24 protein-coding genes are annotated in these 24,154 nt (G+C 38.9%); 10 read left to right on the top strand and 14 right to left on the bottom strand.

Annotation, left to right across the window (positions count from 1 at the left end):
* The first annotated feature begins 193 nt into the window (after positions 1–193).
* The 3 genes from QFZ28_RS24510 (at position 194) to QFZ28_RS24500 (ending at position 2,762) form a co-directional block, all read left to right on the top strand.
* The gene (locus QFZ28_RS24510; protein ID WP_307197253.1) at positions 194–1,699 is read left to right on the top strand and encodes a sodium-dependent transporter; all 1,506 of its coding nucleotides are present in this window, start codon (positions 194–196) and stop codon (positions 1,697–1,699) included.
* A gap of 1 nt (position 1,700) precedes the next feature.
* A complete protein-coding gene (locus tag QFZ28_RS24505) occupies positions 1,701–1,808 on the top strand; it encodes a methionine/alanine import family NSS transporter small subunit (RefSeq protein ID WP_307197252.1) in 108 nt (35 codons plus the stop codon).
* Positions 1,809–2,081: 273 nt separating this feature from the next.
* A complete protein-coding gene (locus QFZ28_RS24500) occupies positions 2,082–2,762 on the top strand; it encodes a GNAT family N-acetyltransferase (RefSeq protein ID WP_307197251.1) in 681 nt (226 codons plus the stop codon).
* 51 nt (positions 2,763–2,813) lie between these two features.
* On the opposite strand, the gene QFZ28_RS24495 is transcribed toward QFZ28_RS24500, so the two are convergent.
* The gene (locus tag QFZ28_RS24495) at positions 2,814–5,192 is read right to left on the bottom strand and encodes a M14 family zinc carboxypeptidase (protein WP_307197250.1); all 2,379 of its coding nucleotides are present in this window, start codon (positions 5,190–5,192) and stop codon (positions 2,814–2,816) included.
* A gap of 321 nt (positions 5,193–5,513) precedes the next feature.
* Entirely contained in the window at positions 5,514–5,675 is a 162-nt protein-coding gene (locus QFZ28_RS24490; RefSeq protein ID WP_307197249.1) for a hypothetical protein, read from the bottom strand.
* Between the two features lie 101 nt (positions 5,676–5,776).
* Between QFZ28_RS24490 and QFZ28_RS24485 the strand changes: the two genes are divergently transcribed.
* Positions 5,777–6,262, top strand: coding sequence for a hypothetical protein (locus tag QFZ28_RS24485; RefSeq protein ID WP_307197248.1), 486 nt, complete (start codon positions 5,777–5,779; stop codon positions 6,260–6,262).
* Between the two features lie 67 nt (positions 6,263–6,329).
* Here QFZ28_RS24485 and QFZ28_RS24480 read toward each other — a convergent pair whose 3' ends face one another.
* From QFZ28_RS24480 to QFZ28_RS24460, 5 genes are read right to left on the bottom strand one after another with little or no spacing between them, the layout of a single operon-like run.
* Entirely contained in the window at positions 6,330–6,635 is a 306-nt protein-coding gene (locus tag QFZ28_RS24480) for an antibiotic biosynthesis monooxygenase family protein (protein ID WP_307197247.1), read from the bottom strand.
* 48 nt (positions 6,636–6,683) lie between these two features.
* Positions 6,684–7,631 (bottom strand): siderophore ABC transporter substrate-binding protein, encoded by a 948-nt coding sequence (locus QFZ28_RS24475; protein WP_307197246.1) that lies wholly within the window; start codon positions 7,629–7,631, stop codon positions 6,684–6,686.
* A gap of 19 nt (positions 7,632–7,650) precedes the next feature.
* Entirely contained in the window at positions 7,651–8,412 is a 762-nt protein-coding gene (locus QFZ28_RS24470) for an iron ABC transporter ATP-binding protein (protein ID WP_307197245.1), read from the bottom strand.
* On the bottom strand, positions 8,409–9,359 hold the full coding sequence (locus QFZ28_RS24465) for an iron chelate uptake ABC transporter family permease subunit (RefSeq protein ID WP_307197244.1): 951 nt from the start codon (positions 9,357–9,359) through the stop codon (positions 8,409–8,411). Before QFZ28_RS24465 ends, QFZ28_RS24470 begins: the two co-directional genes overlap by 4 nt.
* A complete protein-coding gene (locus QFZ28_RS24460; RefSeq protein ID WP_307197243.1) occupies positions 9,352–10,302 on the bottom strand; it encodes an ABC transporter permease in 951 nt (316 codons plus the stop codon). The genes QFZ28_RS24465 and QFZ28_RS24460 overlap by 8 nt, the downstream gene beginning before the upstream one ends.
* A 340-nt stretch (positions 10,303–10,642) precedes the next feature.
* Between QFZ28_RS24460 and QFZ28_RS24455 the strand changes: the two genes are divergently transcribed.
* Both QFZ28_RS24455 and QFZ28_RS24450 read left to right on the top strand, forming a co-directional pair.
* Positions 10,643–11,386, top strand: coding sequence for a C39 family peptidase (locus tag QFZ28_RS24455; RefSeq protein ID WP_307197242.1), 744 nt, complete (start codon positions 10,643–10,645; stop codon positions 11,384–11,386).
* A gap of 82 nt (positions 11,387–11,468) precedes the next feature.
* The gene (locus tag QFZ28_RS24450; RefSeq protein WP_307197241.1) at positions 11,469–11,951 is read left to right on the top strand and encodes a redoxin domain-containing protein; all 483 of its coding nucleotides are present in this window, start codon (positions 11,469–11,471) and stop codon (positions 11,949–11,951) included.
* A 48-nt stretch (positions 11,952–11,999) separates the two neighbouring features.
* Here the strand turns inward: QFZ28_RS24450 and QFZ28_RS24445 are convergent, their stop codons facing one another.
* Both QFZ28_RS24445 and QFZ28_RS24440 read right to left on the bottom strand, forming a co-directional pair.
* A complete protein-coding gene (locus QFZ28_RS24445) occupies positions 12,000–12,314 on the bottom strand; it encodes a DMT family transporter (RefSeq protein ID WP_307197240.1) in 315 nt (104 codons plus the stop codon).
* A complete protein-coding gene (locus tag QFZ28_RS24440; RefSeq protein ID WP_307197239.1) occupies positions 12,314–12,676 on the bottom strand; it encodes a DMT family transporter in 363 nt (120 codons plus the stop codon). Before QFZ28_RS24440 ends, QFZ28_RS24445 begins: the two co-directional genes overlap by 1 nt.
* A gap of 434 nt (positions 12,677–13,110) precedes the next feature.
* On the opposite strand from QFZ28_RS24440, the gene QFZ28_RS24435 reads away from it, so the two are divergent.
* Positions 13,111–14,883, top strand: a complete 1,773-nt coding sequence (locus tag QFZ28_RS24435) for an ABC transporter ATP-binding protein (RefSeq protein WP_307197238.1) — start codon at positions 13,111–13,113, stop codon at positions 14,881–14,883.
* A gap of 18 nt (positions 14,884–14,901) precedes the next feature.
* Here QFZ28_RS24435 and QFZ28_RS24430 read toward each other — a convergent pair whose 3' ends face one another.
* The gene (locus QFZ28_RS24430) at positions 14,902–16,173 is read right to left on the bottom strand and encodes an MFS transporter (protein ID WP_307197237.1); all 1,272 of its coding nucleotides are present in this window, start codon (positions 16,171–16,173) and stop codon (positions 14,902–14,904) included.
* Between the two features lie 193 nt (positions 16,174–16,366).
* On the opposite strand from QFZ28_RS24430, the gene QFZ28_RS24425 reads away from it, so the two are divergent.
* Positions 16,367–18,205, top strand: coding sequence for an LTA synthase family protein (locus QFZ28_RS24425; RefSeq protein WP_307197236.1), 1,839 nt, complete (start codon positions 16,367–16,369; stop codon positions 18,203–18,205).
* Positions 18,206–18,640: 435 nt separating this feature from the next.
* Here QFZ28_RS24425 and QFZ28_RS24420 read toward each other — a convergent pair whose 3' ends face one another.
* The 3 genes from QFZ28_RS24420 to QFZ28_RS24410 form a co-directional block, all read right to left on the bottom strand.
* A complete protein-coding gene (locus QFZ28_RS24420; RefSeq protein WP_307197235.1) occupies positions 18,641–19,666 on the bottom strand; it encodes a DUF418 domain-containing protein in 1,026 nt (341 codons plus the stop codon).
* A gap of 150 nt (positions 19,667–19,816) precedes the next feature.
* Positions 19,817–20,581 (bottom strand): type I 3-dehydroquinate dehydratase, encoded by a 765-nt coding sequence (gene aroD / locus QFZ28_RS24415; protein ID WP_307197234.1) that lies wholly within the window; start codon positions 20,579–20,581, stop codon positions 19,817–19,819.
* Positions 20,582–20,604: 23 nt separating this feature from the next.
* Positions 20,605–21,108 carry a shikimate kinase gene (locus tag QFZ28_RS24410; protein ID WP_373428167.1) on the bottom strand — a complete coding sequence of 168 codons (504 nt, stop codon included), beginning with the start codon at positions 21,106–21,108 and terminating at the stop codon, positions 20,605–20,607.
* A 281-nt stretch (positions 21,109–21,389) separates the two neighbouring features.
* On the opposite strand from QFZ28_RS24410, the gene QFZ28_RS24405 reads away from it, so the two are divergent.
* Entirely contained in the window at positions 21,390–22,580 is a 1,191-nt protein-coding gene (locus QFZ28_RS24405; protein WP_307197232.1) for an MFS transporter, read from the top strand.
* A 35-nt stretch (positions 22,581–22,615) separates the two neighbouring features.
* Here QFZ28_RS24405 and QFZ28_RS24400 read toward each other — a convergent pair whose 3' ends face one another.
* Positions 22,616–23,044 (bottom strand): DUF4395 domain-containing protein, encoded by a 429-nt coding sequence (locus QFZ28_RS24400; protein ID WP_307197231.1) that lies wholly within the window; start codon positions 23,042–23,044, stop codon positions 22,616–22,618.
* Between the two features lie 153 nt (positions 23,045–23,197).
* Here QFZ28_RS24400 and QFZ28_RS24395 point away from each other — a divergent pair, with 153 nt between their 5' ends.
* Complete coding sequence (locus tag QFZ28_RS24395) at positions 23,198–24,016, top strand: PRD domain-containing protein (RefSeq protein ID WP_307197230.1); 819 nt, start codon at positions 23,198–23,200, stop codon at positions 24,014–24,016.
* The last annotated feature ends 138 nt before the right edge of the window (positions 24,017–24,154 follow it).

Genomic DNA, 24,154 nt, shown 5'->3' with positions numbered 1-24,154 from the left:
GGTTAAAAGATATTAATATTATCCAAATTAAAAAATACACTTTTTTTCTTTATCTCTTAATCAATACAAGCTCACTTTTTTATATAAACTATTTGACATTTCTAAAAACAATAGATATATTAATATAACAAATTAATTATCTGAATTTTAGTAAAAGATAGATAATATAGATTTCATCAAGGAGGATTACATTATGGAAAAACGTCAGCAATGGGGGTCACGATACGGTTTTATTTTAGCAGCCGTTGGCTCCGCAGTTGGTTTAGGAAACATCTGGAGATTTCCTGCAGTTGCATATGAAAATGGCGGAGGGGCCTTTTTCTTACCTTATCTATTCGCGATTTTAACAGCAGGTATTCCTATTTTAATTATGGAATTCACTATTGGACATAAATATAGAGGCTCTGCACCACTCTCCTTTTTTCGAATCAATAAAAAGGCAGAATGGCTTGGTTGGTGGCAGCTACTAATTTCGTTCGTTATCTGTACGTATTATGCAGTGATAATCGCATGGGCTGTAAAATACACTATTTATTCCTTTGGAACTCAGTGGGGAACAGACCCTGGCAGCTTTTTATTCGGAGATGTTTTGAAGCTTGCTGAAAATCCTGGACAAATCGGTGGATTAGTTCCTGGTGTGGTAGTTCCACTCCTTTTTGTCTGGGCAGTTACTCTTTTTGTCCTTTATCGTGGCGTATCAAAAGGAATTGAAAAATTAAATAAAATTTTCCTTCCAACTCTAGTAGTTATGTTTTTAATCATCGTGGTTCGCGCCTTAACACTCGATGGGGCTGCACAAGGTTTAGACGCCTTTTTTAAGCCAAACTGGGATATGATTTTCGACGGTAAGGTCTGGATTGCAGCATACGGGCAAATCTTCTTCTCGTTATCAATTGGATTTGCAATCATGCTAACGTATTCAAGCTATCTTCCAAAGAAGTCCGATATCAACAATAATGCATTCATTACGGCTTTCGCCAATTCAGGATTCGAATTACTAGCTGGTATTGGTGTATTCGCGGCTCTTGGTTTTATGGCAAATCAACAGGGTGTTGCGGTAGACGAAGTAGTAAGCAGTGGAATTGGTTTAGCATTTGTTGTCTTCCCAAGCATTATTAACGAATTCCCAGGCATGAATGGATTCTTTGGAGTATTGTTCTTCTTATCTCTAGTATTTGCTGGGATGACTTCATTGATTTCTATTGTGGAAACATTTGTCGCGGGTATTCAGGAAAAATTCAATGTATCACGTACAAAAGCAGTATTAACAAGCGGATTAACTGCAACTGTCATTTCCTTGCTTTTCGCAACAAATGGCGGCTTATACTTGCTTGACGTTGTCGATTATTTCATCAATAACTTCGGGGTTGTTACAGCAGGATTAGTAGAGCTAGTTTTAATTGCTTGGTTCTTCAAAGGGCTTGGCGGTTTGCAATCCCACGCAAATGCAATATCTGACCTTCGCGTAGGGGCTTGGTGGAAAATCTGCTTAAGCTTCGTAACACCGATTGTTCTTGGGTATATGATGTTTGACAACATCCGTCAGAACTTAAAGGAAAACTATGAGGGCTACCCTACAGACCTCATCATGTACGGAGGGTTACTGGTAGTCGTAGTAAGTATCGTTGGAGGAATCCTCCTCTCTCTTAAAGGCTGGAAAGCTAATAAAAATACAGAACTAAAAAAGGGGGCTGTATAACATGTCAGCAAGTGCAATCACAATGATGATCGTCGGAATGGTCATACTCTGGGGCGGTTTAGCAGCCAGCCTTTACAACGTAATTAGAGTTTCAAAAAAATCATCATGATAAAAAGGATTGGGCAAATAACATTGCTCAATCCTTTTTTTGTATATAGTGTCCGCCTCAAGTGGAAAGTGTCCACGAGCGGTGCCTGTCACCATCTTACCGTGTAAATGCCATCCAACCATCTCCTCCACTTCCCATATGATATACGTATTTCGCTGACTGCTATTGGATTACCTGCAAAAATAAAAGCCTGATTCAAAAGCTGAATCATCGGCCTTCACTTATCAATAATGTCATCGTTGTTGTACTATTAATAGGGGGGAGGATTTAATTATGAACTTTCTCTGGGATGAGATAACAGAAGATAACTTAAACCACATTGAAATGGTTTTTAAATTATATGATTTAGTATTTCCAATTGTTGTGAGAGAACCTCATACTATTTTTTTAAATGGTTTGCATTATGCACGGCATCGAAAGCCTAACAATTTTCGTTTCCTGATAGGTTTTGAAGGGGAACAACTTATTTCTTTCGCAACAGGCCACTATTTAGAGGAAGTTAATGCAGGGTTTATTGTTTATATCGCAACAAATCCACATCCTAGAAGCAAAGGAAGAGGAACGAAAACGTTAGCAAAAATGGAAGAGTTATTTATCGAAGACGCTATTGCAGCAGGAAACTCTTCATTAAACACAATCATTCTAGAAACAGAAACAGAGGATCTGGTCAATACGAAGGAAGAGAAAGATAATTGTAAGAAGAGAAATGAATTTTTTAAAAGGAATGGTTTTAAAAGGTCAGAAGGAATCGGCTACCTCCAACCACCACTTCATAATGAAGATGAAGAGGTTCCATTAAATATTTTTATTAAAAATCTACAAAAAAACGAACAAGATATTAAAAAAATTATTTATGCAATTTATAAAGAAAAATATTATCTAGTAAACGGGATTGATAAAGAGGTACTTAATAACAGTCTTATAAAAATGGAACTAGGTCACAAATTAATATAAAGTTTCAACAGAAAAAGCCTGGTCCAAAGTCGGACCAGGCTTTGCTCATTATTATTTTTCAAATATTGCATTGGACAGGAGTCGGAACAAATAGTCAGTGTGGTCACGGAACCCTGCCTCTAAACCAATTAGAGTGACGTCCTTATGTTCTTCATTTACAATGACAGCTTTACCCTTTGCCTCTGCTTTGTTACCTCTCCAATGGCCTGCTACAAAGAAATCATCCGAATTTGCTAGAGTAGCCGCTACTTCATCGTTTCCTGTAACCGTGTACCAAGCTGGGCGGTAAACAAATCCAAGGTCATCCTGGTCATAGCCTGCAGTTAATCCAGTACCTTCATAATTGACCTTCACAATACCGTTACTGTTTGATCCAGCGCTATAAATCTCGTTGTCGGTCAAACCTAATGTTTTGGTTGCTCGGGATGCACCAGCACCTACTGCAATATACTTTCCGCCATTGTCAACAAAACTGTTAACATTGCCTTCAAAAGCTGTTAGTTGTTCCACATTTTGGAATCCAAATTCTTTGTTTGCAGCAGATAAGTTAGTAGAAATAAGACTTTCTGTCCCACTGTAAACAAATACATCGAAGCCTGCTAAACCTTTCTCCGCTACTTCCACTGGCGTCACTTCTGTAACTTCAAAGCCTAATCTCTTCAAGGCAAGCTTTGTCCCGCTGTGAGACTGTACTTTCCCCATACCGCCATCCTTCAAAATTGCTACCTGCAAACTAGATACCTCAGCAGCGTCCCCTGGTATACTTGCAACTGAACCAATCTGGAGACCAGAATCTTTCACCGCAGCTGAGATTTTATTTGCTGAAGCAGTGGTATAAAAATTGCCCGATTCACTGCGCGATACAGCTAATCCCTGTTTAAGCAAGCTATTTACTAATTCAACGGCTTTTACAGAACTATTCGGAATCAAGTAAGGACCTTTACCTGTCACAGTCCCTTGAACAGTTACTTGATTAACCTGTTTAGCTGTAACCTCCACGGGACTGTAAGTTTCAACTGCCTCAAAGCCCCAAAACTCTGGCAGGCTCCATGCAGAAATATCATACATAGCCGGTGTATCGTTTGAAATGTCTTCACCATCCCATAGCATTGTATTGGCTAAGCCAGCTTTCGCTTGGTCCATCTGCACAAGATACGTTCCTGTAGGGTAGGTTTTTCCATCAACCGTAAATGCTTTCGTTGCTTCTTTTACCTCAATATCGTTAGTCAGTAAATGCTTCACAGCCTTATTTGTTACCGTCGGATCTTTTTCATCAACTGGCAAAATGTAAGCATTAGGGAAGAATCCTTCCTCATGGAAAGGATGATCAAAGTTAATACCACGTTTGAACATCTCAATTTGGTCTGCAATCATGGCTTGTTTATTTTCAGTGGCAAAATTCAAGGCACCCATGATGGCATTATACATCCAGCGCACCCCATCCAAGTCATTTGTTGGAGCTTCTAACGTATGACCGTAAGCACCATGGTACATCGCATACATTGGAGTGAAAATTGGCGGATAATCATCCCAGCCAGCAGCATCGTCACGCTGTGGTACGTAAACTCCCTCCATACTTTTATACAAATTACCTGTAAAACTGTCCTTGTCTCCCATAATTTCTGCTTCCATTGCTTTTGCCTGATCCACTGCCCACTTATTATAAAGGTCATACTCATAGTTAGGATTATGCGGCGGCGTACATGGTTCTATTAATCCCTGCAGATTAGGTCCATAATTCTTCACATAGCCATGGGTATCAAGGAACACCATTGGATTCCACTCTTTGATTAGTTCCACCGTTTCTTGAGTTTCAGGCTGAGACTGGGTAATAAAGTCACGATTTAAATCAATACCTTCCCCATTAAAGCGTGTGGCATCCACGCGGCCATCAGGGTTTTGCACGACGTTAAAAATAAGGATATTATTCTCTAAAATATTTTTCGTTTCTGGATCATTTTGTGTTGCAAAGCGTTCGATTAACTGGATAACCGCATCGCTTCCTACAAACTCGGTACCATGAATCGAGCCATTAATCATAATCGGTACTTTAAAATCAGGATTATTCTCAATCCAATCCTGAGCCTTTCCAGGATTCTTGAACATTTGTTTTCTAAGAGACTGGAATTTTCCGAACTTGCCTTGTGTAGTTGGATCTGCAATGGTTACAACATAAAGAGGATGACCATCAGCAGATGTCCCGCGGACTTCTACTTTTACACGATTGGATTGTTTTTCGATTTCTGTCAATTTAGCCCCGATTTGGGAGAATTTCATAAAGTCATAGTTTTCACTATTAAACTTGCTGCCATCCTGCTCCTCATATACATTTACATTTGTCCATTTTGGTCCCTCAGCAAATCCTGTAGAAAAGGGAACAGCCGTAAGTAAACTCACTGCTAAAAGACCTGCAATTTTTTTCTTCCTCATAAAATAGCCCCCATAACCATTTGTATTTTTATTAATCATTATGTATTTTTATAACGTAAAATTATTTTAATATTGCTAGAAACAAATTACTATCCAACCTTATTCCTGAAAAAAACCAATAAATATTACTTTTTATAGGAAAATAGTTACACTAAATATCCCAGTCATCATTATTTCGGCATACGACTTACCTAAATAAAAAGAAGGGGCACCCACAATGATTGTAGATGCCCTTTAGCGTGAGTCTATTTTATTTAAGACGGCAGTTTTTGCATACTTTAATCGTTTGGTTTGTTTCTGTTTTAAACGGATATAACAGCTTTATTCTTGTTCTCCCACACAAAGGACATGTCCCGCGTCCTCTTGATGGCAGGTAGTTAATTGTTTTCCCTCTGTTCCTCTTTGCCATTGCCATTCATCCTTATCCCTATTTAATCCTGTCTCTTTATCTAATGATGGACTGGCATAAAGATTGTTAGGCATTTAATTGTTTTTGTAACAAAATTTTTATTTCGATTATTTTAAACTCCTTTATACATAGTGGACTTCCGGTGGTTCATATAATGTCTGGTGGAGGTGGGGCTATGGTAAAGCGGTTGTTGGCAGGGGTTGTGTTTGGCCTTTTACTTGTTCTGTCTGGTTGTGGGGGAGGTGTTCAGGATGACATTTTAAATTATTTAAATGAGGAGATGAAAACGGCACAAACCTTGGAGGAAAAGGCTGTTTCTGCTTATGAAGCTGTTGCGGGGGTCAATTATACGGATGATCAGACGATGTATGATGCCTTGGTAAACGAGGTCATTCCAAACTATACGGATTTAATTTCTGAACTGGAGACCGTTAGTATTGAATCAGAAGAGCTGAAGGAAGTCCACAAGATTTACCTATCGGGTGCAAAACTTCAATATACTGCGTTTGAAAAAATAATTGAAGCACTTGAAAAACAAGATGCCAGTTTGGTTGAAGAAGCCAATCAACTTCTAAATGAAGGACGTCTGCAAATCGAAGACTATAATGATAAACTGGATGAACTGGCAAAAGAACATAACGTTGAAATTGAAAAAGAATAAACAAAAAAGGCTGAAAGAGTTAAGTCACATCAAGTGACCCTCCACCTCAGCCTCTCTCTATTTAAACTTATCCTTTTACATAGTAAAGATCATGACTGGAATCAATAATATACTCAGGCTTCTCTGCCTTTGGCTTCGCCTTATGGCCGGCAATATGCTCGGGGCTCTTCTCCCAATTTTTCCAATCTTCTTCGGATTCCCATTGAACCATAACCATAACTTCTTCTTCGCCGCGGCGAACCTTCTTAACCAAAATCTGTCTGCCAATATATCCTGGACGCTGAGCCAGCAATCCTCCTCGGTTTGAAAAGTTCTCAACCACCTGATCACTATATCCCTCTTTGACTAAAATTCTTCTAACTTGATAAAACATAAAATCCCTCCCTATTAATAAAGCCAGGTAAGGAACCTGGCTCAAATTTTATAATGAAGCTTCGATCTCTTCAGCCATAAGTTTTACAGATTGTAATCCGCCGCCACTTAAGTACCAAGCGTCTGGATCTAGGTAAGTGATTTTATCTTCTTGGAAAGCTGTTGTCTTTTTAACAAGCTCATTTTCGATTACTTTTTCAGCACCGGCTTCACCGCCTACTGCAGTGTTACGGTCGATGACAAACAATACGTCTGGGTTTGTCTCCATAATGTATTCCATGGTAATGCTTTGGCCATGCGTAGATACTTCAATTTTCTCATCTGCTGCTCCAAAACCAAACACATCATGAATCACACCAAAACGAGAGCTTGGTCCATAAGCACTTACTTTTCCTTCATTCGCTAAAACAATTAATGCTTTTTTATCAAGTGCAGAGGCCTTTTTATTTAATTCATCAACACTTGCTTTGATCTCTTTTACGCTGCTTGCCACTTCATCTTTTTTATCAAAGATCTCACCAACAAGATTCATATTCTTCTCAAAAGACTCCATATATTTGGTATAGTCTAATTCTACATAAACAGTTGGAGCGATTTCTGCGAACTGGTCGTATAATTCAGCTTGGCGGGTAGAGATAAAAATAACATCCGGCTGCATCGCATGAATCGCTTCAAAATCAGGCTCTTTTAAGCTTCCTACGTTTGTATATTTCTCACCTGCATATTTTTCTAAGTATGAAGGAATGGCTGCTTGCGGAACACCTGTTACTTCCACACCTAATTCATCCAATGTATCTAAAATACCAAAGTCAAAAACTACTACTTTTTCTGGATTTTTATCAATTTCTACGTTCCCGTACTTATGTTCAATCGTCAACTTTTCTGCTGCTGCCGTTTTTGTTTCAGTTGGTTCTGTCTTAGTTTCTTCCTTTGCCCCACATGCTGCTAATAATAAAAACATTGAAACCATTAAAACTAGAAAACTCCACTTTTTCATTCCTAAATCTCTCCTTTTATTATGAGTTAAAATATACGCAAATTCTGCAGCCATCCATTTTCTGAATGGGAATATCCATATCGTAAATCTCTTTTAATGCAGCTGATTCTATAATTTCTTCTGTAGGCCCATCTTTCACGACCTTGCCATCCTTCATCGCTACAATTCTATCTGAATAAACCGACGCAAAGTTGATATCATGCAGCACGATGACCACTGTTTTTCCAAGTTCATCAACCAGACGCCGGAGGATTTTCATAATTTGAACGGAATGCTTCATATCTAAATTGTTCAATGGTTCATCAAGTAAAATGTACTCTGTATCCTGAGCAATAACCATCGCAATAAATGCCCGCTGCCTCTGACCACCAGATAATTCATCTAAAAAACTGTCCTGCATATCGGTTAGGTCCATATAATCGAGCGATTGGTCAACAATCCGTTCGTCTTCCTCCGTTAACCTTCCCTTCGAATAAGGAAAGCGGCCAAAGGAGACGAGTTCGCGAATCGTCAATCGAACATTCATATAATTGGACTGCTTTAGGATTGATACCTTTTTGGCAAACTCATTGGACTTCATTTTTTTTACATCAGATTTATCAATCAGCACTTCACCTGTATCTGAATCAAGAAGACGGCTCACCATTGATAGTAACGTCGATTTACCTGCTCCATTCGGACCGATAAAGCTCGTGATTTTCCGCGGCTGAATATCAACGGTCACATCCTCAACAACGGACTTTTTACCATATAACTTTGACAAAGCTCGGACTTGTATCATGCAGCTTTTCTCTCCTTTAGCAGTAAATAGATGAAGTACACTCCACCGATAAAGTTAATAATGACACTTAACGTTGTTGAAAAAGTAAAGACCCGTTCAACCACCCATTGCCCGCCAACAAGAGCGATGATACTCATAAGAATTGCTCCTGTGATGAGGATATTGTGTTTGTAGGTTTTGAAAAATTGATACGAAAGATTGGCAACAATTAAGCCAAAAAAGGTAATCGGTCCAACTAAGGCAGTCGAGATGGAGATGAAGACTGCTACAATAATAAGCATTTTCTTAACGATTGAATCATATGGAACTCCTAAATTAATTGCAGTATCACGGCCTAATGATAAAACGTCTAAATACTTTAAAAAACGCCATGCATAAATCATCACAAGAGCAACGATAACAATCGCCAGCCAAACTAAGTCTGAATTGATATTATTAAAACTCGCAAACATGCGGTCTTGAACAATCTGGAATTCATTCGGGTCAATTAGTACCTGAAAAAACGTTGAGATACTTGAGAAAAATGTTCCTACAATAATCCCGACAAGCAATAAAAAGTAAATCGGCTGATTGCCTTTTTTAAATAAGAATTTGTATAAAAAAAGTGCAAAAACAATCATTACCACAACTGAAAGCAGGAAATTCACCTGCTTGTTGACGATAATCATGTGCCCTGAGCCTAAAAAGAAAATAACTAAGGTTTGTAGTAGCATGTAAAGCGAATCCAACCCCATAATGCTCGGTGTCAAAATCTTGTTATGTGTTATCGTCTGGAAAACAACGGTTGCATAAGCAATTGTGACTCCGGTTAAGACCATCGCCAGTACTTTCATCGTTCGTTTTGGAAGCGCATATCCAAAGCTCCCGTTTAATTCATGAAATAAATAGATAGCACACACTCCGACAGCAATAAAGGCAAAGACAAGTAGTTTAGTTGAGTTACGCATATGCCTTCCTCCGGAACAGTAAGTATAAGAAAATTCCACTTCCAATGACCCCAACCATAAGACTGATTGAAATTTCATATGGATAAATGAGCACTCTTCCCAAAATATCACAAATTAGAAGGAAAATGGCCCCAAGGATTGCGGTATGCGGCAATGTTTTTTGTAAGTGATCACCTTTAAAAATCGATATGATATTTGGAATAATTAAGCCTAAAAACGGGATAATTCCGACGGTCAGAACGACCGTTGTCGTCACCAGTGCAACAAGGATAAGACCAATATTCACTATACGGCGATATGCAAGCCCAAGATTTTTGGAAAAATCCTCACCCATTCCAGCCACTGTAAAGCGGTTCGCATAGAAATAAGCAATAATTAAAATCGGAATACTTATGTAGAGCAATTCGTATCTGCCCTTCATAATCATTGAAAAATCTCCCTGCAGCCAAGCAGACATATTTTGAATGACGTCAGCACGATACGCGAAAAAAGTCGTCACGGAGGAAAGAATATTTCCAAACATCAAACCTACAAGCGGTATGAAAATAGCATCCTTAAACTTAATTCGATCGAGTATTTGCATAAAAACAAACGTACCAGCAAGCGCAAAAACAAAGGCTACTGCCATTTTTTCAAGCATGGTTGCATTTGCAAACAACAGCATGGAGACAAGGATACCAAGCCGGGTTGCGTCAAGTGTTCCAGCGGTAGTCGGTGAAACAAATTTGTTCCTGCTGAGCTGCTGCATAATCAATCCAGCAATACTCATCCCAGCTCCTGCAAGTAAAATCGCAACAAGCCTAGGAAGTCTGCTAATTAGGAAAATTTGGGTCTCCTCTGATTGGAAATCTAAAAGGTCCAAAGGAGATATACTGCTAACCCCAACAAATAAGGAAGCAGCAGATAAGAGTAGTAATACTAGCAGTAAATATCTTTTCTTCATGTCAGTCCCCAACATTTCTATTTTTCTATCATTATCAATCTAATTGAGAATAGTTATCACAAATTGATAAAAATAAATGACACTGAAAATCATTATCAATGTCTTACTTAATTTAAGTATAAACATGGAAAAATTTTCAGTCAACTGATAAGTGAGAACTATTTTCACTCATTTCTGAATAATTTGTGACATAAACATGGTGTTTTTCTCGTAAATCTAATATATGATTCCTAAGTTATCCACCTTATGACGCAGGGAAAATCCATTTTTTGGAGAATGTTAAATAAGTATAAGAAGAGATTTATAGAACGTTGGGAGAAATAAAAAAGGAGTCGCTTACATGAAAAACCAGCAGCCAAAAAAGATATCATTGTTAAGCCTCCTATTAATTCTTCCCATCTATTATGCTTCTAACTCTCCGATCAAAACGAGCCCAGAATATAAATCTGATGTTCATATCAACCGGACAGTAGTTGTCTATCAAAAGGAGCCCATCATGAAAGAAATTATCCTATTACGTGTGCCTGCGTTGCAACAATTTCCTGAGCTGCCCAGGGGATGTGAAGTAACCAGTTTGGCGATGTTACTTAATTTTGCTGGCGTTTCCGTTGACAAGCTTACTCTGGCAGACGAGATTCCCAAGGTCCCTTATTTCAGTGATGGATACTTCGGAAATCCTAATCAGGGATTTGTCGGGAATATGTATACGTATAATCAACCTGGATTAGGTGTTTACCATGAGGTCATTGAAGATCTCGCGAGCCAATACCTGCCCGGCCAAATTGATAATCTTACTGGAGATCATTTTTCTTCTGTGCAGAAAAAGCTAAATGCAGGTAAACCTGTTTGGGTTATAGTTGGCAGTACATTTGCTTTTTTACCGGAAGAGCAATGGGAAACATGGATTACAAAAGACGGAGAAATCAATATTACTCGCAGGATGCATTCGGTACTCGTCACCGGCTACGATGAAAACAACGTATATTTTAATGATCCCTTTTATCCGGACCAGAATCAATCAGCCAACTTTGAAAGCTTTGTGACAAGCTGGACCCAATTTGGCAGCCAGGCCATTTCCTATTAAGTACAAGATGGTGTAATCACCATCTTTTTTTGTGTAATTTTTTAACAAGTTGGAAATCCTAGCAAAGGATATTGTTTCAAGAATGGAGGAGTTATCTTTGGAATTAACCTTGAAGGTTGGGGACACAGCCCCTGATTTTTCAATACCTGCAACAACAAAGGACCCCCTTTCCCTTTCAGATTATCGAGGAAAGACGAACGTGGTTGTCGCCTTTTATGGAATGGATTTTACCCCCGGCTGAATTAAAGAAATCGCCTCTTGGAAAGAGGATTACAAACGTTTTGAACAGTTAGGTGCAGAGGTTATTGCAATCAGCGCGGATCATATTCACTCACACCGCGTTTTTGCCGCCAGTATGGGGACATTGCCATATCCATTAGCTTCCGATTGGCAAAGGCAGACGATTAAGGATTATAAGGTGTATAACGAAAAAGGCGGCGTTGCGATTCGTTCCGTGTTCGTTGTCAATCGAGATGGAGTAATCACTTATATGAATACCTCCTTTAAAGCCGACAAGAAAGAAGATTACGAAGCAGTATTTTCTGAGCTCGAAAAACTCGCATAATCAAGAGAAAAACATCTTCCGACTAAATCGAGAGATGTTTTTCTTTCTTTAATGAACGAGCTTCAAACCAACTACTGAAAAAATAATACCCAGAATACACGCTATCCGGAGTCTGCTCCTCGATTCCTTAAAAAATACCATACCAATAATTGCAGCACCCACCGTTCCAATCCCTGTCCATACAGCATAGGCAGTTGATAATGGAATTGTCTCCATCGCTCCCATGAGCAGCTGGAAACTCATAATAAATCCTCCAATTAGTATTAGATAATTAACAAAGTTACCTTTATCGGCTGTTCTTTTTAAACCGATAACCCCAACTACTTCAAAGCACCCTCCTAAAATAAGCATCAGCCAATCCATTAAACTTCCCCCTCTTTATTTGTTAATTTCAAGCCGATAATACAAGCCAAAAGTAATAAAATAAGGGCAACTCTAATTGGACTAACGGAGCCATTTTCAAATACAATCTCGACTATAACTGTTCCTATGGTGCCAATCCCGGCAAATACAGCGTATACCGTCCCAACTGGTATCACTTTTGTTGCTCTTATGATTAAATCAAAACTTACTAAAATCGCGATAAGCACAACAAGAGAAGGAACTTCTTCATATTTAAAGCCGCTTGCCCAAATCACTTCAAGGAAACCAGCAAAAATCACGTATAACCATGCTTTTGATTCACTCTTTGCCTTTAAATCAATTAACACTTTTGAATCACTCATTTTTATTATTCCTCTCTTTCCATTTACTTCTATATCTTACCAAATTATCATTTGCATATCATTCCTGATGAACGTATGATTGCTTATGAAAACCATTCTTTCAATAGAGGCTGTGTTAAATTTGGCTGTTGATTTGCGCTCCACTAAGGAAAGCTTCCTTGAATAATCACCGCAGTGACAGGCGGGTCTTTGCCTGGCACGAGGCACTTCGCTTTCCGCGGGCGGTCCGGGGAGCCTCCTCAGCGCTTAAGCGCCTGCGGGGTCTCCCCGGACCCGTCCTCCCGCAGGACATTGATTTTCTTCCTCGAATTTGCCCACGCACGAAGAAAATGCGATAGCATTTTCGAGGAGTCTTCGTGCCTTCCGCGCCAATCAACAGGTTCTAAAATCAACAGTCTCCTCTAACACAGCCAATAGGATTGGAGTCATACCAAATGAAACAAAACAAGGATGGTTTAAAACCATTTATCTCTCTTATTTTATCTGCTAACATCCCAAAAACTGCGTTAGTTATTGGATTATCTGCAAGTCTTATTACGACACTTGCAGGACTTCTTGTTCCAGTATTAACGAAAAACTTAGTAGATGGATTCTCTGTAGCCTCGCTAAGTGTTCCACTTATGATTGGGATTGGCGCGGCATTCATATTCCAAGCAATCATCAGCGGGGTATCCATTTACCTGTTAAGTTTTGTCGGGCAAAAGATTGTCGCCCGGCTGCGTGAAAAGATGTGGATAAAATTAATTCGTTTACCTGTCAGTTATTTTGATAAACATTCCAGCGGTGAAACCGTCAGCCGGATTGTAAATGATACAAGTGTGGTTCGCGATTTAATTTCGAATCATTTTCCACAATTCATCTCAGGGATTATTTCCATTATCGGTGCGATTGTCATTCTGTTAATAATGGATTGGAAAATGACGCTAATGATGTTAATATCTGTTCCTGTTACGCTTATGATTATGATGCCCCTCGGAAGGAAGATGGCGAAAATCTCTCGAGGCCTTCAGGATGAAACGGCTGCCTTCACCGGAAACATTCAACAAACGTTAAGTGAAATCCGACTAATGAAAGCTTCAACGGCAGAACAGTATGAAGAGACAAAAGGAATAACAGGCATCGGCAATTTACTGAGTTTTGGTTTAAAAGAAGCACGAATCACCTCATTAATTGCTCCCATTATGTACCTGGTTGTCATGATCGTCATCGTAATGATTATTGGGTACGGCGGCATGCGGGTAGCCACCGGAACGATGTCCACCGGTTCATTAGTAGCATTTTTACTTTATCTCTTCCAAATCATTTTTCCGATTACGAGTTTCGCCATGTTCTTTACCCAGTTACAAAAGGCAAAAGGAGCAACCGAACGGATTATCGAAATCTTAAACCTGCCGTTAGAAGAAGGGCAGGACGGCTTGAAAATAGACATCGCCAATAAACCTATTAGTATCAGGAATGTTTCATTTGCCTATAGCGAGGATGAACCGGTCCTTAAAGATGTATCATTTGAAGCACAGCCAGGGGAAATGATCGCGTTTGCCGGTCCTAGCGGCGGCGGGAAAACCACTATGTTCGGCTTACTTGAACGCTTTTACGAGCCCACCTCTGGAAAAATAATGGTAGGTGATATAGAGGTAACTGATTTATCCGTTGACGCATGGCGCAGTCAGATTGGTTATGTCTCGCAAGAAAGTGCGATGATGGCGGGAACCATCCGCGAAAATTTATGTTATGGTTTGCCAAATGGTGAATCTATTTCAGATGACACTCTATGGAAAGTAGCTGAGATGGCATATGCGAGTGAATTTATTAAAGCCTTTTCGGATGGTTTGGACACAGAAGTTGGCGAGCGCGGAGTAAAACTTTCTGGCGGTCAAAGGCAGCGCATTGCGATTGCACGTGCCTTTTTACGTGACCCAAAAATATTAATGATGGACGAAGCAACGGCAAGCCTTGACAGCCAATCAGAAGGAATCGTTCAGCAAGCATTATCCCGGCTAATGGAAGGCCGTACTACCTTTGTTATTGCTCATCGCTTATCCACGATTGTCGACGCTGATAAAATTATTTTCATCGAGAAAGGGAGAGTCACCGGAATTGGGACTCATCAAGAATTAACCCAGTCACATGCATTATACCGTGAATTTGCAGCGCAGCAATTAACAAGCGGAGATCACGAAAATCATAAAAAAGGTGCAGTAAGCTGAGCTTAATGCACCTTTTTTCTAGGCCTGTGGCTGCTTTTCTACCATTGAGAGGTTTGCAGCCCCATCCTCTTTTACTTTGAAAAGCGGAACAACCAGTAAGGACCCAATCAAAAATAATACTCCCGCAACGGTATAAACACCGGATAAAGTCAGCGGGATTTTCACAACACCTGCAACGGACATTCCAATCACCATCATTCCCATAAACAACGGACTAAGGACACCATTCACACGTCCAATAAATGCTTCTTCTGAATATTTAAGTATGATTGTGTTAATTCCAATATGAATACATGGGAAGAATAGACCGTTTAATACTTGTAATATAAGTGTTACCACAAAGCTAGTTGACCAGCCAATTCCGACTGTAAACACCATGCTTGCGAAAATCCCAATTGCAAGAAGCTTTTGAGGTGAGATTTTCTTCGAGAAGGCCATGACGATACCACCGCCAGCCAGCATACCAATACCGTTTGCCATTAACAGCCATTGCAGAGATTCCTTTGGCATCCCGAGTTTTTCAATCGTAATAAAAATCATTAACGGAGAAATCAACCCAACGGCTAACCCACATACGGCAAAAATACCGCCCATTGATTTCAATACTTTTTTTGACATTACATAGCGGAAACCATCTGCCAGTTCTTTTTTAAAATTATTTTGAGCTTCTGATTTTTCCTTCTCCAAATCACGCGGTAGAATCATTAACACCAGTCCAGAAAGTAAGAACATTGCACCCATAACACCGATCGAAATGTAAATACCATAATTTTGATAGACAAGTGTTCCAATTACAGGGCCGATGACCATAAATATAGCCATCAACGATTGGAACATGGCCATGACTGATTGCAGCTGTTCGCCAGGTACATGCTGCTTTAATAGTTTCATTGCTGAAGGCATGGAAAACTGTGATAAAATAGCTGAAATCAACGTTGCTAAGAATATTGCCTGCCATGAGCCAAAAACAAGTGCCAGCAGTACCAAACCAATTGAAACGGCCGACAACATATCACACCAAACCATCGTAAGTTTAGGCTTCCATCTGTCAGCAAATGTCCCGCCAATAAATGAAAAAATAAATATTGGAGTAAATTCAACAACTGAAATCAATGAAACATAAACCGGATCATTATCGGTAATATCGGTAACGTATAGTAAAATCGCAAAATTTCTTATCCAAATTCCTAACTGGAGTAAAAAGTTTGAACTCATAATGGCTAATACAATTCGATTTGCAAAAATATTTCCAGTAGAACTGGATGACGTGCCCTGATTGTTAACCTCCATCGTATTCCTCCCTTTAATTCTTTATAAAGTTATTTTTGCCAAAATTCTGCATAATCATATCGTATTGGAAAATTTATTTCAGCGGTAACCAAGGTTTCAGAGAATTAATTATATATTTCCTTATTATTGTTGATAGAATTGTAGATGTTTTGATAAGTTTAAGAGAGAAGAGTATCTTTTTGAGGTGTTTTTTATGAATAAAATTTCGAGTACTGCTTTTTTTCATCCAATTGGATTACTATTGGTTGTTTTGTTTATAAAAATTTATGCCTTCCAGATTGTAGTTTTTGAAAATACATCGTTTTTTCATGTGCTTCTTGTTGAGTTTCCAATGTGGGCACTTGTTTTAACTGCCCTCATTCTATTTTTTAAAAAACGGACCTGGTTAGCCATTTGGCTTTATAGCTTAATCCTGTCAGTTCTGTTCATTGTCGTTGTTTATTATACACGGTATTTTTCAACCGTACCATCTTATTATGATGTCAAACAAATTTATCAATCCAACTCGGTTGGAGGAACAGTTGCCTTGCTTGGCAGTCCTTATGACTTTTTATTTTTCTTAGATACGGTTCTAATCGTCCCGCTTATTTGGTTTTTCAAGAAAAAGTCCACATCCTTTGCCTCAGCAAAAAGATGGGCAGTCAGCTTTGCCTGTATCGGACTGATCATGACTGTTATCGCTTTTCGCTATCCGTTAATTGATGTTTCTTACTTTGCAAAGAAGCATGGCTATATCCAATCACAATTCGTTCAAGCCTATGAAAACAGCCTTGGGACAGCCTTTGCCAGCCAAGAGTACATGTCTGAAAAAGAACTTGAAAAGCTAAAAGGCAATACATATGTACCGGCCGCTGAACACAGCACCTTTGGACTTGCAAAAAACCGCCATGTTTTTATTATCCAATGGGAGTCCTTGCAAGAATTCACCATTAACCAAATGATTAATGGACAGGAAATCACACCAAATTTAAATTCACTCTTAAAAGATAGTGCTTATTTCGATAATGTTTATCAGCAAATTGGGGCAGGTAACACATCAGACGCTGAATGGCTTATGCATACCTCCTTATATCCAGAAGGAATGGATCCAACAGTTAATACCCTTGAGGGTGAAGAGATTCCTTCACTTGTTCGGACTCTTAAAAAGAATGGCTACGGCACTGCAACCTATCATGCCGATGATATTACCTATTGGAGTCGTGACAAGTTATATCCCGCACTGGGATTTGATTATATCTATACCAGTAACGAGATTCCAAATGAAAAAGAAATCGGCTTTGGTCCCGCAGATGAAGTGCTGTTTAACTTTGTGGACGAACAGCTAGAAAAACAGTTGAAGACGCACGAGAAAATGTATACGAATATTATTACTCTTACAAGCCATACACCGTTTGAAATGCCTGAAGAATATGAGTTTCTTGACTTACCGGAAAACTATAAAGAAACGTATGTAGGCAACTACTTTCAAACTGTTCGCTATACGGATGAACAAATTGGCTTATTCATCAAACAGCTAAAGAGGCTGGGAATCTATGATGAATCTGTTATTCTGATTTTCGGTGATCACTCTGGTCTTCACGGTGCACCAGTTACCGATAACGACAAAATCCTTTTAAAAGAAGTTTTAGGTCATAAATATACTATGCAGGACCGCTTTGTTGTACCAGTGTTATTTACGGCGCCAGGTCTCTTCACTGGTGAAAAATACTCCCACCTCGGCGGACAAATAGATCTAATGCCGACCCTATTAAACTTACTCGGCATAGAACACGATACGCAAATGATTGGCCACAATCTTTTTCACTATAAAAAGAACCTGCTCGGAATGCGCTATTACCTCCCAGGAGGATCGTTTATTAGTGATAAGACTTTTTACACAGCACCAAGTGCTAAACATCCCGCCTCTATCTATGATCGAGAAACCATGAAGAAAACAAAGAATACCAATCGACTTGAAGAAAGAATCGATAACACCTTATCCATCATGGAATACTCAGATTATATCCGTAAAGAACAAACAGAAGATAAGTAAATTTGTCTTAAAATATGTGCCGAAATGACAGTCATTGGCATCGTTATTGATATAAGAAGTTAAACTCGCCCTAGTTTGGCGAGTTTCTTTATTAGGAATACTATATAAAACCATACCGTAATGAATCAAAATGAGGTTCCCATGGCTTTTTCCCTTTAAATAAGATGTCTTGTCCTTTTGCGAGTATCCAGCAAAAGTGAAATAAGCGGAGATTTTCCGGTTAAATGCAGAATGGAGCTCGTTTCGGGGTATATAAGCGGAGATTTTCCGCTTATGCAAAGCAAAATCTCCCATTTTTGAATTTTTCAATCCAATAGGCGGAATCTCTCCGTCTATTTAAGCCTTTTTTAATAATAATTACGAATTAAGCGGAATTTTTCCGTCTATTTATTCAGCTCAGGTACTTAATCTAACCTAACGCCCAACTGTTCTATTTTAATATACCTGTTTCACACGTTTCCTCAATGGAGGAACCTCTAAATACGTGACAACACGCCAAATCCACTCTAATGGTCCAAACTGGAAGAAACGAAGCCAGATCACACTAAAGGTTAGCTGAAAAACATAAACCGTTAGACAAACTAGCAGAGATTGAAGGTAGGTTAATGACTCAAACAAGTTGAATACATAGCCTGCTATATAGATAAAGACCGTTTGAAAAATATAGTTTGTCAGTGCCATCCGCCCATAGCTCTTCAAAGGAGTCAACAGCCTTTGAACAAAGGGAATTTGCAATAACAATATTAACGCCACAACATATAACGCTGAAATAATTGGTCCAATCATAATTCCAATACTTAAGAATTGATAAGTAGCCTCGTCTACCCCATTATAAAAACCAAATGGATATAACGGCGCTTGTTGATACTGATAAATCAGTGCTGTTATACTCACGAATAGCAAAAGAACAGTAAAGAATACCACCTTTTTTACCTTTCCTGCCAATCCTTCAAACAGGCGATATTGACCAGCAGTAATCCCTAGCAGTATTAGCGGTACAACCATAAACAGCTTCGAAGCCATTATACTTAGTACGATTAGCAGGATTAAACCAATGGCAAGGTTAATTTCCTTTTTCACTTTGTATAACGGGAGTAAAAGCAGCCCAGTTACGGCATAAACAGTTAATGCTTCACCAGTATGAAACTTAACATGGAACCAGCCTAAGACAAAAAGGGCCGCTACACGTCGTAAAAATAAAACGTAGCCATTTTTCCCCTTCGCATTGGCCCTTGAGATAAATAGATAAAAGCCTACACCGAACAAAAAAGAAAAGAGCGTATAAAACCTGCCTTCTACAAATAAAAAGAGAAATCGTTGATAAATTGCATCCGCTGACCCTGATTCAGGAATTTTCACTGCCAACAGCGGCAAGATATTGACTAGAATAATTCCCAGCAGTGCAAATCCTCGTAAATAATCGAGGACTTCTATTCGTTTAGAACTTTCCGTTGGCTTCAACAAACTCACCTCGATAAGATTGGAATGAACATATGTATATATCTGCGATAATTCAAATATATCTGTTCCTATATATAGGAAAAATCCCCCTAAACATCTTTTACTTCTACTATACACAAAAAAAGAAAGCACCCATAGCAGGTACCTTCCTTATAAACTAGAATTTATCAGTGAAAGAGTTCTCCTTAATTCGGTGACAGGCACCTGACCAGGAGCGGAAGCTTTCTTGGCAGCGCCAAATGTTAGTGCAGATCCAAATATTTCACCTGCTAAACGGCTGATCACTCCCTGACCTGCCATTGACATTGTAATAATCGGTCTATCCGCGTACTGCTCATACATTGTATTGGTTGCCTCTAATAAGGTCAACACGTCTGAAGCGTTCCTCGGCATAACCGCGATCTTCGGTAAATCTCCGCCTAACTCCTGAGCCTTACGCAACCGAGAGACAATCTCTCCCTTTGCTGGCGTCTTGTCAAAATCATGATTCGAAATGATGACATACACATTGCAGCTATGTGCTGCAGAAACTAGCTTTCTTATCTCTTCTTCATCATTGAATAATTCAACATCAACGATATCTATCTGACCGCTTTCAGCCATCGCCTTATTTAATTCAAAATAATATGCTTCGCTAACTTCCTTTTCTCCGCCTTCTTTAGCACTGCGGAATGTAAAAATAAGCGGGGTATTATGTAGAATGGCTCGTATTGCATTCAATGCCTCTTTTACTTTCCCTAAATCCTCCACATGTTCAAAAAAATCAACACGCCACTCCACGACGTCCAAATCAACTGTTTTAAGAAATGAGGCTTCTTCTAGTAATTCCGTGATGGTTTCCCCCACCATTGGAACACATATTTTAGGTGAGCCTTCTCCTATTGTTAATCCTCTAACTGTAACACTTCTTTTCATCTTCTCCACTCCACTCGAACCTTTTACTTGGTTTCATGCAACTCCCAAGATAATTTCAGGGTTTGTACTATGCTCTCAGCTAATTCATCCATATTTTGATTGCTTATTTCTATCGTTGAATGATAGTTATTTTTATAAATTTCTTTTCTTTTGTAAAATAAGGCTTCTATTTCTTCCATTGACTTGCCTTGCAGGACTGGACGGCTGTCAATAATCGAACTTAAACGACCCTTCCATGCATCCCAGGTAATGTCTAGATAAAATACAATACTAGAAGACAGGCAAACCCTTCGGATTTCTTCCTGAAGGAATGCTCCCCCTCCAACAGAGATAATTTTAAGCTTATAGTCACATAGATTTTGGATTAATTCTTTTTCCTTTTCTCTAAAGGCTTTCTCACCAATTTCGGCAAAAATTTTCGGTATTGGCATGTTGTACTCTTTTTCAATTTCTTCATCAATATCAATAAAATCTCGGTACAGCTTTTTAGCTACCAGCTTTCCAACGGTTGTTTTCCCTGCACCCATAAAACCAATAAATACAATATTTTTTTCTCTCAATGAACTGTTTGACAACGGTCTCCATCTCCCAAGGACAAATAATATTGATACTATTATAAGCCTTCTTATGCATAAAACCAATCATGGTTCATTACTTTAATGATACTCTATAAATTTGGGCTTCTTCTCTTTTTTCTAAATAAACTTTCTCTTTGACAAAAGCATGTACGGCTATATAAGATAGGAAGCAGTGAAAAAGTTTACACTATAAAAATGGGTGTAATTTTTTGTATGAAGGGGGCTTCTAGATGACTGGAGATCAACGAAAAAAAATCACCATGTTGATGATCAACATGTTTATAGCAATTGGGAGTTTTGGTATCATCATTCCCATTTTACCGGCTTATTTGGAGTCCATTAATCAAGGGGGAACTGCTGCAGGCCTGTTCATAGCCATCTTTGCCGGAGCTCAGTTCATTTTTTCTCCGATTGCAGGTAAATGGACAGATCAATATGGCCGCAGAAAGATGATTATATACGGACTAGCAGGTTTAACCCTGTCGATGTTTATTTTTTATGCTTCCAATTCCGTTTGGATACTTTATGCCTCTCGTGCAGTTGGAGGAATTGGCTGCGCTATGCTTGTACCAGCTATCTTTGCTTATATCGCTGACATTACGACGATGGATCAGCGGGCAAAAGGGAATAGCTTAGTTTCAGCTGCTATGTCTCTTGGAATTGTGGTCGGTCCTGGAATCGGTGGATTCTTAGCAGGATTCGGCTTAAAATTTCCTATTTTAGTATCAGCACTTGTATCTCTTGTCTCTGTATTGTTTTCCGTCCTACTTTTAAAAGAGAGTAAAACAGAGACGGCTGGAGTATCCGCAGAAATACACCCAGATGAGTCCATGGCACTCAAAATAGCCCGCTCTGTGAAAATGCCTTATTTTATTCCACTTATTATTACACTCGTAATGAGTTTTGGATTAATGGCCTACGAATCGGTCATAGGTTTGTACCTCGATAATCAATTTCAATCATCCGCGAAAGATATTGCGGTAATGGTTACGGCAACCGGGATTGTGAGTGTTATTGTCCAGCTCTTTGTAGTTGATAAAATTGTAAATCGTTACGGTGAAAGATCTGTATTGAATGTATTTATTGCTGTAGCCGCTACTGGGTTTTTATTTTCGCTGTTCGCTACCAACTACTCTCTATTCTTTATCATTTCATTGTTTATTTTCCTATCCACCTCTATTCTCCGCCCAGTGTTGAATACGTTGATTTCCAAGCTTGCAGGAAACGAACAGGGCTTTGCGATGGGGATGAATAATGCTTATATGAGTATTGGTAACGTACTGGGGCCAACTCTTGCAGGGTTACTATATGACGTCAAAATTACCTATCCATTCATCTTGGGATTTGTATTATTAATCATAACACTGTTCATTACCTTTACATGGCAAAAGAGATCGCTAAAAACAAAAGCGGTTGTGTAGAAAAAAAACTGTTGCAGAAGCCTGCAACAGTTTTTTTACGATTTAATTGCTCTTTTATATTTATACATTTTCCACTGGTAGTGGATAAAGCAGCCAATGCAAAATCCAAGGATAGCCACAAATGCCGCGGTCGCAACCATAATTGTGAACACATACCCGACTGTACTCCATCCAAGCAGAAAACTTATGAACCCGGCTGCCAAACAAAATACAGCTATTTTTTGATTAAATTGCTGCTGCTCCCAGTCCTCCGGAATATATTCTTCTGGTTTTTTCTTTAGAAAAAGCTTTGCTATATTCATTACAGGATTATATTTAAAAACAATTCCTGATATTCCTGCAAGTAATGGGACTATTAAAAACCATCCCTCACCGAAAACCAGCGTTAATACGGCACTAATGACAATCACCCATTGGTTTGTTTTCACAAGCGGTCTTGGTATAGAACGTACTTTATCAGACAAACAAAGCCCACCTTTCTTATAGGAATTATTGGTGATTTATCTTTTAGTTTACCTGCTTTATGCGGTTTTGTATAGCTTTGTTTTTAAAAGGTAGACCCATTTTGTTTTAAAATGTAAGATGGAAGTAATAGCGTAACAAGGAGCTGTCGTTTCGTGAAAATAAAAAAAATCCTCAATAACAATGCTGTTGTAGTTTTAGACAACAATGAAGAAAAGATAGCAATTGGTGCGGGAATTGCCTATGAAAAAAGGAAGAATGACATCATCAATCCAAGTAAAATTGAAAAGCTATTTGTTATGAAGGAAAATGAGAAATTCCAACAGCTTCTGCAGCAAATACCTGAAAAGCATTTTTCTATTTCTGAAGATATTATCTCCTACGCAGAAGAAAATCTGGGATTAAAATTAAATGAGCATATTCATATCGGACTAACAGATCACTTGTCTTTTGCCATTGAAAGAGCAACAGAGGGAATTCACCTAAAAAATAAACTTTTTGATGAAATAAAAATCCTTTATAAAAAAGAATTTGATATTGGCATGTGGGCAATAAGACATATTGAAAAAATGACTGGAGTAAAAATGCCAGTGGATGAAGCAGCCTATATTGCCCTCCACATTCATACCTCAAAACCCCAAAGCAGCGATATGAAGCAAACACTCCGGCAGACTGCTATCATTGGTGAAATGATTCATATTATTAAAAATACACTTAGGATATCAATAGAAGAAGATGACCTTTCTTATCAGCGTTTAATGACTCATCTGAGATTTACTCTATCCAGGGTAAATGATGAATCCCAACCCATAATGGATGATGAAATGCTGGCGATGCTTAAGAAAAAGTTCGCAGTATCCTACGATGTGTCACAGAAAGTAGCCAAGCTTCTTGCGGAAAACCATGGTATCACCCTGCCTGAACAAGAACTCGGATATATCACTATTCATATAGAAAGAATCAGAAACAGATAAGTAGAAAAGCGGAAGCGCCTTGACAGGGGCGACAGGCATAAGACGAGCCGGCAGGAAGGTTGTTCTTTAACCTTCTTGACGGATTGACAGAAATGTGGAGGCGACTGTCTGGGACGAAGGCATAAGACGAACTCTGCA

Origin of the sequence: Neobacillus niacini, assembly GCF_030817695.1 — a bacterium.
Taxonomy (GTDB): domain Bacteria; phylum Bacillota; class Bacilli; order Bacillales; family Cytobacillaceae; genus Neobacillus; species Neobacillus niacini_F.
Note: the sequence above shows the minus strand (reverse complement) of the source record. Positions and strands in the feature narration are given on the sequence as shown.

Excerpts from the sequence above, each read along its gene's own strand:
- QFZ28_RS24425 (WP_307197236.1), top strand. The coding sequence starts at position 16,367 with ATGAATAAAATTTCGAGTACTGCTTTTTTTCATCCAATTGGATTACTA.
- QFZ28_RS24510 (WP_307197253.1), top strand. The coding sequence starts at position 194 with ATGGAAAAACGTCAGCAATGGGGGTCACGATACGGTTTTATTTTAGCA.
- QFZ28_RS24435 (WP_307197238.1), top strand. The coding sequence starts at position 13,111 with ATGAAACAAAACAAGGATGGTTTAAAACCATTTATCTCTCTTATTTTA.
- QFZ28_RS24505 (WP_307197252.1), top strand. The coding sequence starts at position 1,701 with ATGTCAGCAAGTGCAATCACAATGATGATCGTCGGAATGGTCATACTC.
- QFZ28_RS24470 (WP_307197245.1), bottom strand. The coding sequence starts at position 8,412 with ATGATACAAGTCCGAGCTTTGTCAAAGTTATATGGTAAAAAGTCCGTT.
- QFZ28_RS24405 (WP_307197232.1), top strand. The coding sequence starts at position 21,390 with ATGACTGGAGATCAACGAAAAAAAATCACCATGTTGATGATCAACATG.
- aroD (WP_307197234.1), bottom strand. The coding sequence starts at position 20,581 with ATGAAAAGAAGTGTTACAGTTAGAGGATTAACAATAGGAGAAGGCTCA.
- QFZ28_RS24460 (WP_307197243.1), bottom strand. The coding sequence starts at position 10,302 with ATGAAGAAAAGATATTTACTGCTAGTATTACTACTCTTATCTGCTGCT.
- QFZ28_RS24495 (WP_307197250.1), bottom strand. The coding sequence starts at position 5,192 with ATGAGGAAGAAAAAAATTGCAGGTCTTTTAGCAGTGAGTTTACTTACG.
- QFZ28_RS24410 (WP_373428167.1), bottom strand. The coding sequence starts at position 21,108 with ATGGGTGCAGGGAAAACAACCGTTGGAAAGCTGGTAGCTAAAAAGCTG.
- QFZ28_RS24455 (WP_307197242.1), top strand. The coding sequence starts at position 10,643 with ATGAAAAACCAGCAGCCAAAAAAGATATCATTGTTAAGCCTCCTATTA.
- QFZ28_RS24440 (WP_307197239.1), bottom strand. The coding sequence starts at position 12,676 with ATGAGTGATTCAAAAGTGTTAATTGATTTAAAGGCAAAGAGTGAATCA.
- QFZ28_RS24445 (WP_307197240.1), bottom strand. The coding sequence starts at position 12,314 with ATGGATTGGCTGATGCTTATTTTAGGAGGGTGCTTTGAAGTAGTTGGG.
- QFZ28_RS24500 (WP_307197251.1), top strand. The coding sequence starts at position 2,082 with ATGAACTTTCTCTGGGATGAGATAACAGAAGATAACTTAAACCACATT.
- QFZ28_RS24480 (WP_307197247.1), bottom strand. The coding sequence starts at position 6,635 with ATGTTTTATCAAGTTAGAAGAATTTTAGTCAAAGAGGGATATAGTGAT.
- QFZ28_RS24490 (WP_307197249.1), bottom strand. The coding sequence starts at position 5,675 with ATGCCTAACAATCTTTATGCCAGTCCATCATTAGATAAAGAGACAGGA.
- QFZ28_RS24430 (WP_307197237.1), bottom strand. The coding sequence starts at position 16,173 with ATGGAGGTTAACAATCAGGGCACGTCATCCAGTTCTACTGGAAATATT.
- QFZ28_RS24485 (WP_307197248.1), top strand. The coding sequence starts at position 5,777 with ATGGTAAAGCGGTTGTTGGCAGGGGTTGTGTTTGGCCTTTTACTTGTT.
- QFZ28_RS24475 (WP_307197246.1), bottom strand. The coding sequence starts at position 7,631 with ATGAAAAAGTGGAGTTTTCTAGTTTTAATGGTTTCAATGTTTTTATTA.
- QFZ28_RS24465 (WP_307197244.1), bottom strand. The coding sequence starts at position 9,359 with ATGCGTAACTCAACTAAACTACTTGTCTTTGCCTTTATTGCTGTCGGA.